An 8,062-nucleotide genomic window follows, 5' to 3' on the forward strand; every position below is an offset into this window, starting at 1 on the left:
AAACGTATTAAGACCACTGGTCATTGTCACTCGCCGTAAAACCACCTACAATCCCTATCAGGACTTACTTCTTCTGCAGATCCATCGTATGCGGGTAGTCAGTCTCCTCAAAGTCATAGTGTGAGTAGACCGTCTCGACTGACTCCTCCTGCTTCTTCTTAGACTCGATGATGCCGGCAGCACGGAGCTTCTCAGAGGGATCTTGATGTTCATTCATACGCTTCCACCGAAAGTGAAGATATTTCTCTCGCGAGATTTCACTCAGATCACTCTTGGAGAAGATGTGAATTCCCACCTTGCCAGGCACCTCTGTAGTCATCCCGAGGGCAGTGAAGACATAGTGACGCCTCGAGTCGTACGCCTCCAGTATCAGACCCGGCAGCCCACCCAGCTTCCACGGACCCTCCGACACCGCAATCTCAGGAGCATACCAGGCAATCCAGTGACGACCGCGGTAGTCACATTCCGCCAGTCGGCACTCGTACCCGAGGATCGAACGGACGCTGTCACCGAGGAGCCACTCCTGCGGCTCGATATCCTCCGCGTATACATAGTTGTCAAAGCCAAAATTATGGTATACCGTATTCTTCCCCTCCGGCATATTCTTGAAGAGATACTCTCCCTCCGCACTACCCAAGGGTCTCCACGGCTGATTGCCACCTATAGGATTGAGCTTGTAGTAAAGTGTCTCGTGTAGCGCAAAGTTGTACGTCCTCAGTGAGTCAGCCCACATTCGTTTAGTCGAGGCGAAGAGGGCATGACCACCCCCGATACGAAGCGACATTTTGGTGTCCTGCGCCTGGGCACCCATCTGCGTGGTGTCTATCTCTAAGTGCTTATTGTAGTACACCTCCAGCTCCGCATCGCTGTAGTCCTTGATGATCTGAGCTACCGAACGTGGAGAAAAACAGAAAAATACGACAGTCAGGATTATCAATCTTTTATTCATAAGCCAATAGAAATAAAGTAGAAGAGGTGCAATCTCAGGAATGTCGATCAAACCACGAGATGCACACCTTCTACAATTCTCAGATTTTGTTAAGAATGCTCACAGTAATCATTGAAGACTCTCTGCGCATTCCTCAAAACGCCGACCCCAGTCATCCCAATACTCATCTTCCCACTTTTCGTTAGAAGACTTTTTGTGAGTAGCTGCCTCATACTGAAGGAGCTGCGCGCAATTCCACGAGGCAGAAGCGGAGCCTCCTCTAAGGTGGAGGAGCTCATGTGGATTGAGTTGTAACATGATGTTAAGTGTTATAAGGTTAAGCATTGTCGCCTAAGAGCGGGCATCGCAAGAGACAGTCTTCGTCTGCTCACGTCACAGAGATCCATTGGACCAGAAAGCCTATCCCGTCTGGCTTAAGCGAGCATACAATAGTAACTATTATAATTGACAACACAAAAAAATACGGCAAGTTAGTTGCGAATATATTTTGACAACCGTCAAAAACCTACCTATCACAAGTTCATCACATGCGGATAGTCGGTTTCCTCAAAGTCGTAGTACTGGCAGATCGTCTCCTCCGGCTTCTCTTGTCTTCTCTTCGACTTGATGATGCCGGCAGTACGTAGCTTCTCAGAGGGATCTTGATGTTCATTCATACGCTTCCACCGAAAGTGAAGATATTTCTCTCGCGAGAATTCACTCAGATCATTTTTGGTGAAGATATGAATCCCCACCTTGCCAGGCACTTCTGTAGTCATCCCGAGAGCAGTGAAGACATAGTGACGTTGCGTATCGTACGCCTCTAAGATCAGACCCGGCAGGCCATCCGGTCCACGCAGGACGAACCTCTTCGAGGTGCCTCTCCGCCTGCCACGCTGTTATATCGCCTGATGCTCCCGCCTGCTGATCCCGCAGGGGGGAAGCCACGGAGGGATCTTCGCTGTTTAGTCCGCGTGTCGAGGCACGAAGTGCCGAAGACCGCGGGAAAGAGGACCCCGATAAAGATATACGACCCCGCCAGGGTGTCGCACTCACCAGTCTGGCAATGAGTGCGACACCCTGGCGGGGTCGCGGGATTGCTTGTGTTGCCTGGTCCACGGGTCTTCGGGGCTAGGCCCCTCGACCACGTGGCTAAAAAAACGGGCACCCACAAGGGGTGCTTCGTTCCCCACTCTTCACAATGAGTTGAGGGGCTTCTGTACCACTCTAATGCGTCCCTTGGTCGGAGGGGGTATAAAGTGCTTCGAGAGGGCGCAAAAAAAAAACGAGCCGAGGGCGAAGGGTTCGCACTCGGCTCGCTGCATAAAAGGGACAGAACTGCCCGAGGAGGTCAGTCGGACTATCGGTATCCGGGTTTCACTCCTGAGACTTATGCTGACCTCTTGTGGATCCAATAGAGCGAGAGTCGCTCCACGAGGACGACCACAAGGGGGACAATCACCAATAGTAGGTTGTAAAGAGGTCCGGGTAGAAAGTACGGGGTCAGGCAGATGAAGGCCCCGCTTTTTACAGCCGTACAAAAACGGTAGAGCCAAGGATAGCTCCTCCTAAGAAGCTGCCCTGTCGGTAGTAGTCCCTTATCACCCACGAACCAGCGAAGGAGGAAGATCGCTACCAGTGCCACAAGTAGTGCCCCGAGCGTCAAAGCCACCGAGACACCTCCCAATGGTGCTATGTAGACAGCGGTGAGGAGTAAGAAGAGCTCATGAAACGAGCAGTAGTAGGTCCTGTCGTGAGCTGTACGCCCATAGAGTCTTCCGAGGAAGTAGACGAGCGACAGAGCGAGTGGGATCAGAGCGTAGTAATTCATACCAAGAGTAGTCTGTGGTGTTGTCTCAGTCGTGAGACAAAGGAAGACCGAGAGGTACTTTGCATCACGATCACGACATTATGCATATAGAGCAGGCGAGCCGAGGACGAAAGGATCGCACTCGGCTCGCTGCATATTAAGTAGGGGTTACTGATCAGAACTGACCAAACTGCTTGAAGAAGTCAGCCGGGCTCCCGGGCTTGTCATCAGAGGACTTTGGCTCACGCTTCGGCTCCTCCTCACGCTCCTCGCGACGGGGCTCCTCTTCGCGCTCCTCACGGCGGGGATTGCGACGGCGCTCCTGGTGGCGCGGACGCTCCTCATCAGAGGGACGTTGCTCCTCGCTGTCATTGTCATCAGAGTTGCGCTCCTCACGACGAGGGTTGCGGCGACGCTCGCCACGGCGACCCTCTCCGTCACGCTCCTCACGGCCACGACGGCGCTCACGGGGACGCTCGGACTGCTCCTCGTAGCCCTCAGGCTTCTCGATCAGAGCACGGCGAGAGAGGCGGAACTTGCCGGTCTTGGGATCGACCTCGAGGAGCTTCACCTGCAGCTTCTGTCCCTCTGCGGCACCGGTCTCCTCGATGTTGCCGAAGTACTTCCAGTCCCACTCGGAGATATGGAGTAGACCCTCCTTGCCGGGCATAAACTCGACGAAGACACCATAGGGCATCACGCTCTTGATGGTACCCTCGTAGGTCTCACCCACCTCGGGGATGACGACGATGCGATTGATCATCTCAAGGGCGCGAGTGATCGCCTCCTTATTGGACGCAGCGATCTGGATCACGCCGACACCGCGCTCGGTGTCCTCCTCGATATTGATCTGAGCACCGGACTCCTCCTGCATGCCCTGGATGATCTTACCGCCGGGGCCGATGATCGGGCCGATGAACTCCTTCGGCACCTCCATCTGCTCCATGCGGGGCGTCTGAGGCTTCAGCTCGGGACGAGGTCCGGGGATGGTGCTCTCGATGATGTCGAGGATGTGGAAGCGGGCGCGACGTGCCTGCTCGAGGGCCTGTGCCAGCACCTCGTAGCTCAGTCCGTCGATCTTGATATCCATCTGGGTGGCGGTGATGCCCTCGCGGGTACCGGTCACCTTGAAGTCCATATCTCCCATGTGGTCCTCATCACCGAGGATGTCGGTGAGGACCGCCTTCTTGTCTCCCTCGCTCATCATACCCATGGCGACACCGGAGACGGGACGGATCATCGGCACACCGGCATCCTCCAGCGCCAGCGTACCGGCGCAGACCGTAGCCATGGAGGAGGATCCGTTGCTCTCCAGGATGTCGCTCATCACGCGGATGGTGTAGGGGTAGTCCTCGGGGATCATACCGTGGAGGGCACGCATGGCGAGATTGCCGTGACCGATCTCTCGGCGGCTGACACCCTTGGGACGAGAGGCCTCTCCGGTGCTGAAGGGCGGGAAATTGTAGTGAAGGAGGAAGCGCTCCTTGCCCTGGAAGAGGGCGTCATCGACCAGCTTCTCATCGTCCTTGGTACCGAGGGTGACCGTGGCGAGTGCCTGGGTCTCTCCGCGGGTGAAGATGGCGGATCCGTGAGGTGCGGGGAGGCAGTCCACCTCCGTCCAGATAGGACGCACATCCTCGAGACCGCGACCGTCGAGACGCTGATGATGGTCGAGCACAGCGGTACGTACCGCCAGCTTGACGTACTTATCGTAGTAGCGATTGATCAGCGGCTCCAGCTCCTCGAGCTCCTCCTCGCTGTACTGAGCCTTAAACTCCTTACCCACCTCAGTGAAGCGACGAGAGCGGGAGTGCTTGTCGTTATCCGCTGACATGGCGATCTCGAAGAGCTTGTCGTAGCAGCTGTCGTAGATCTTCTTGTCCAGCTCGGGATCCTGCGCGTCACCCTCGTAGGTGCGCTTGACGTCGGAGCCTACCTCGCGGGCCAGCTCGTTCTGCACGCGGCACTGTACCTTGATCGCCTCGTGAGCCTGCTTGATCGCCTCGATCATGTCGCTCTCGGGCACCTCCTTCATCTCACCCTCGACCATCATGATGTTCTTCTCCGTCGCGCCGACCATCAGATCGATATCGGCACGATTGAGCTGGTCGAGTGTCGGATTGATCACCCACTCGCCGTCGAGACGGATCACCCGCACCTCAGAGAGTACCTCATCGAAGGGGACGGTGCTGACTGCCATGGCGGCAGAGGCTGCCAGTCCGGCCAGCTGGTCGGGGAGCTCATTGGGGTCCCCACTGAAGAGGATGATCTGCACGTAGACCTCGCAGTGATAGTCCTCGGGGAAGAGGGGGCGCAAGGCGCGGTCGATCAGTCGTGCGATCAGGATCTCATGATCCGACATACGTCCCTCACGACGGGTAAAGCCACCGGGGAAGCGGCCATCGGCGGAGAACTTCTCCTTATACTCTACCTGGAGGGGCATAAAGTCTACGCCCGGACGTGCCTCCTCGGCAGCGACTACCGTCGCCAGGAGCACGGTCTTGCCCATGCGTACAACCACGGAGCCATCAGCCTGCTTGGCAAGCTTGCCTGTCTCGATCGTGATCTCACGACCATCGGGCAGAGTGATGGTCTTTGTGATTACGTTCATACTTTTACGTCTTGTCGGCTGGCGGGATTGCCGGCCGGGTTATCTAAAATCTCAGCGTTCCCTCCCTAAAATCGTACAAAGGTAAAGATTCTCAGCGAAAAAGCCCTCTTTTTACGGCGCCGACCTTGGGACGCTTCCCCTAATTTAGGAAAAAGGATCGCCCCATTCGTCATACAGCGGACCGCTTCAGAGGATCCGATGAGGTCTCTCAGCCTATCGTGGCGAGCGGATCGCCGCCCTGGACGGAGTCTCCATTGGCGACAAGGAGAGAGGTGATCGTGCCATCGCTGTCGGCATTGATCTCATTCTCCATCTTCATAGCCTCGAGGATCATGATCTTCTGACCCTTTTTTACCTTATCCCCCTCCTTGACCAGCACCTCACGGATCAGTCCGGGAAGCGGGGCGATCACCTCACGACCGCCGGAGGCACGCTTGGGCTGACTCTCCGGTGCAGCAGCAGCGGGCTTCTCCTTAGGTACCTCTGCGGCAGGTGTCGCACTCACAGTCGGCTCTGGCTGAGGCTTAGGGGTCTGCCGAGCGGGTGCGGGGGCAGACTCATCACCGAGCCTGACGGTGTAGTGGTGTCCATTCACCTCCACCTCAGCCGTCTCCTCGTCGGCAGAGTGGATCGTCACCTCGTAGGGGTGGCCATTGATGGTGTATCGGTATTGCTTCATAGGTCTCTTGTGTGATAGTAAGTCCTTACCAGGGGCGACGGCGCATCGTGAGCGACTTGTCGGACCAGCCCGATCGCCGCTCACCACTCTCCTCATCGCAGAGAGCGGAGGTCTCGACGCTCCGACCGTAGTCAGCCAGCGCCAGTGCGATCGCCGTCACCACCTCACCTCGCGCCGCGTCGATCGCCTGACCGAGAGAGAGCAGCGCCTCGATGGAGGGGTCATAGTGCTGAGTATCCATAATCAGAGGGGAATGTTATCGTGCTTCTTCGCCGGCAGCTCCTGGCGCTTATTGCGGAGGTCACGCAGAGCTCGGGCAATGCGCTTCCGGGTCTCATCGGGGACGATCACATCGTCGATAAATCCGTATGAGGCGGCGTAGTAGGGGTTGGCAAATTTCTCCCTATACTCCCGGATGTGCTCTTCCTTGAGCGCCGCCGGATCCTCCGCCTCCCTGAGAGCCTTACCGTAGAGTATCTCCACTGCTCCATCGGGACCCATGACGGCAATCTCGGCGGAGGGCCAGGCGAGATTGATGTCGGCACGGAGGTGCTTCGACCCCATCACGATGTAGGCACCACCGTACGCCTTGCGGGTGATGACGGTGATCTTGGGGACTGTCGCTTCGCCATAGGCATAGAGGAGCTTGGCGCCGTTGGTGATCACGGCATTGTACTCCTGACCGGTGCCGGGGAGGAATCCGGGTACATCGACGAGGCTGACGATCGGGATATTGAACGCATCGCAGAAGCGGACGAAGCGGGCGCCCTTACGGGACGAATTGACGTCTAGCACACCGGCGGCGGCTGCGGGCTGATTGGCGACAATGCCGACACTCCGCCCGTCGATGCGGGCAAAGCCGATGATGATGCTGCGGGCAAAGTCCCGCTGTACTTCGAGGAACTCACCTCCATCGACGATCTGACCGATCACCTCATACATGTCGTATGCCGTATTGGGGTTGTCAGGGATCAGCTCATTCAGCACCGACAGGTCACGATCGACCGGGTCGGACGAAGCGATGCGAGGCGCCTCTTCCATATTATTGGACGGAAGGAAGCTCAGCAGGTGACGCATCAGCTCCAGACCCTCCTCGTCGCTCTCCACCGCGAAGTGCGCCACGCCGCTCTTGCGGGTGTGGACGGAGGCTCCACCGAGCTCCTCAGCAGTCACCTCCTCATTGGTCACCGTTTTTACCACCTTCGGTCCGGTGAGGAACATGTAGCTCGTGCCGGAGACCATGATATTGAAGTCGGTCAGTGCTGGGGAGTAGACTGCTCCTCCGGCACAGGGACCGAAGATCCCGGAGATCTGCGGCACCACGCCCGAGGCGAGGATGTTATTCTCAAAGAGTTCGCCATAGCCGGCAAGCGAATTGACTCCCTCTTGGATGCGCGCTCCGCCGGAGTCGTTGATACCGATGATGGGTGCTCCGACCTTCATAGCCAGCTGCTGTACCTCGCAGATCTTACGAGCGTGCATGTATCCGCAGGTGCCGGCAAAGGCGGTGAAGTCCTGCGCATAGACATAGACCAAACGACCATCCACGAGACCACTCCCGGTGACGACCGAGTCGCCGTCGTAGACCTTCTTATCAGCCCCAAAGTTGGTATTGTGATGACGAACGTAGGTCCCCAGCTCTTCAAATGTGCCGGGATCCAGGAGCCTCTCGATCCGCTCACGAGCGGTAAGCTTGTGGCGGCTGTGCTGCTTCTCCACCGCAGCCTCGCCCCCTCCAAGGAGCATCTGCTCCCTTCGCTCGATGAGTGCCCTGATCTTCTCTGTCTGTATACTCATTATATATATGTGCGATTACATTATCTTCCTATACCTGACAAAGGTACAGGTATTCACGCATACCCACAAAAGCGGAGTAAGATGCACTTTCCCCAAAATGTGTCGGGACAGATTTAACCTTTTGCCCATAGGTGCGTCTGAGTTCCGTATCCACTCCCTTCACCAGGTATTGTCGGTGGGGAAGATGTGGTTAGAGATGTAATGAAAGTATGAGAAATCTGAAACGTGTCCTGGAGA

Annotated in this window: 7 protein-coding genes; all 7 read right to left on the reverse strand. The window is 56.7% G+C overall.

Annotated features, from left to right (window positions below):
- Window positions 1-64 precede the first annotated feature (64 nt).
- Window positions 65-949 carry a GLPGLI family protein gene (locus Q0F21_RS00140; RefSeq protein WP_297236320.1) on the reverse strand — a complete coding sequence of 295 codons (885 nt, stop codon included), beginning with the start codon at window positions 947-949 and terminating at the stop codon, window positions 65-67.
- Between the two features lie 512 nt (window positions 950-1,461).
- On the reverse strand, window positions 1,462-1,605 hold the full coding sequence (locus Q0F21_RS00145; RefSeq protein WP_297236321.1) for a hypothetical protein: 144 nt from the start codon (window positions 1,603-1,605) through the stop codon (window positions 1,462-1,464).
- Between the two features lie 713 nt (window positions 1,606-2,318).
- Window positions 2,319-2,759: a hypothetical protein gene (locus tag Q0F21_RS00150; RefSeq protein ID WP_297236322.1), complete on the reverse strand. Its 441-nt coding sequence runs from the start codon at window positions 2,757-2,759 to the stop codon at window positions 2,319-2,321.
- A gap of 154 nt (window positions 2,760-2,913) precedes the next feature.
- A complete protein-coding gene (locus Q0F21_RS00155) occupies window positions 2,914-5,349 on the reverse strand; it encodes a polyribonucleotide nucleotidyltransferase (protein ID WP_297132435.1) in 2,436 nt (811 codons plus the stop codon).
- 208 nt (window positions 5,350-5,557) lie between these two features.
- The gene (locus Q0F21_RS00160) at window positions 5,558-6,028 is read right to left on the reverse strand and encodes a biotin/lipoyl-containing protein (protein ID WP_297236323.1); all 471 of its coding nucleotides are present in this window, start codon (window positions 6,026-6,028) and stop codon (window positions 5,558-5,560) included.
- 25 nt (window positions 6,029-6,053) lie between these two features.
- Window positions 6,054-6,269 (reverse strand): hypothetical protein, encoded by a 216-nt coding sequence (locus Q0F21_RS00165; RefSeq protein WP_297236324.1) that lies wholly within the window; start codon window positions 6,267-6,269, stop codon window positions 6,054-6,056.
- Between the two features lie 2 nt (window positions 6,270-6,271).
- Window positions 6,272-7,825: an acyl-CoA carboxylase subunit beta gene (locus Q0F21_RS00170; RefSeq protein WP_297236325.1), complete on the reverse strand. Its 1,554-nt coding sequence runs from the start codon at window positions 7,823-7,825 to the stop codon at window positions 6,272-6,274.
- Window positions 7,826-8,062: the final 237 nt, after the last annotated feature.

It is taken from the genome of uncultured Porphyromonas sp. (assembly GCF_934359325.1).
Lineage (GTDB): Bacteria > Bacteroidota > Bacteroidia > Bacteroidales > Porphyromonadaceae > Porphyromonas_A.

Coding starts and splice junctions, on each gene's coding strand:
- Q0F21_RS00140 (WP_297236320.1), bottom strand. CDS start 949: ATGAATAAAAGATTGATAATCCTGACTGTCGTATTTTTCTGTTTTTCT.
- Q0F21_RS00145 (WP_297236321.1), bottom strand. CDS start 1,605: ATGAATGAACATCAAGATCCCTCTGAGAAGCTACGTACTGCCGGCATC.
- Q0F21_RS00150 (WP_297236322.1), bottom strand. CDS start 2,759: ATGAATTACTACGCTCTGATCCCACTCGCTCTGTCGCTCGTCTACTTC.
- Q0F21_RS00155 (WP_297132435.1), bottom strand. CDS start 5,349: ATGAACGTAATCACAAAGACCATCACTCTGCCCGATGGTCGTGAGATC.
- Q0F21_RS00160 (WP_297236323.1), bottom strand. CDS start 6,028: ATGAAGCAATACCGATACACCATCAATGGCCACCCCTACGAGGTGACG.
- Q0F21_RS00165 (WP_297236324.1), bottom strand. CDS start 6,269: ATGGATACTCAGCACTATGACCCCTCCATCGAGGCGCTGCTCTCTCTC.
- Q0F21_RS00170 (WP_297236325.1), bottom strand. CDS start 7,825: ATGAGTATACAGACAGAGAAGATCAGGGCACTCATCGAGCGAAGGGAG.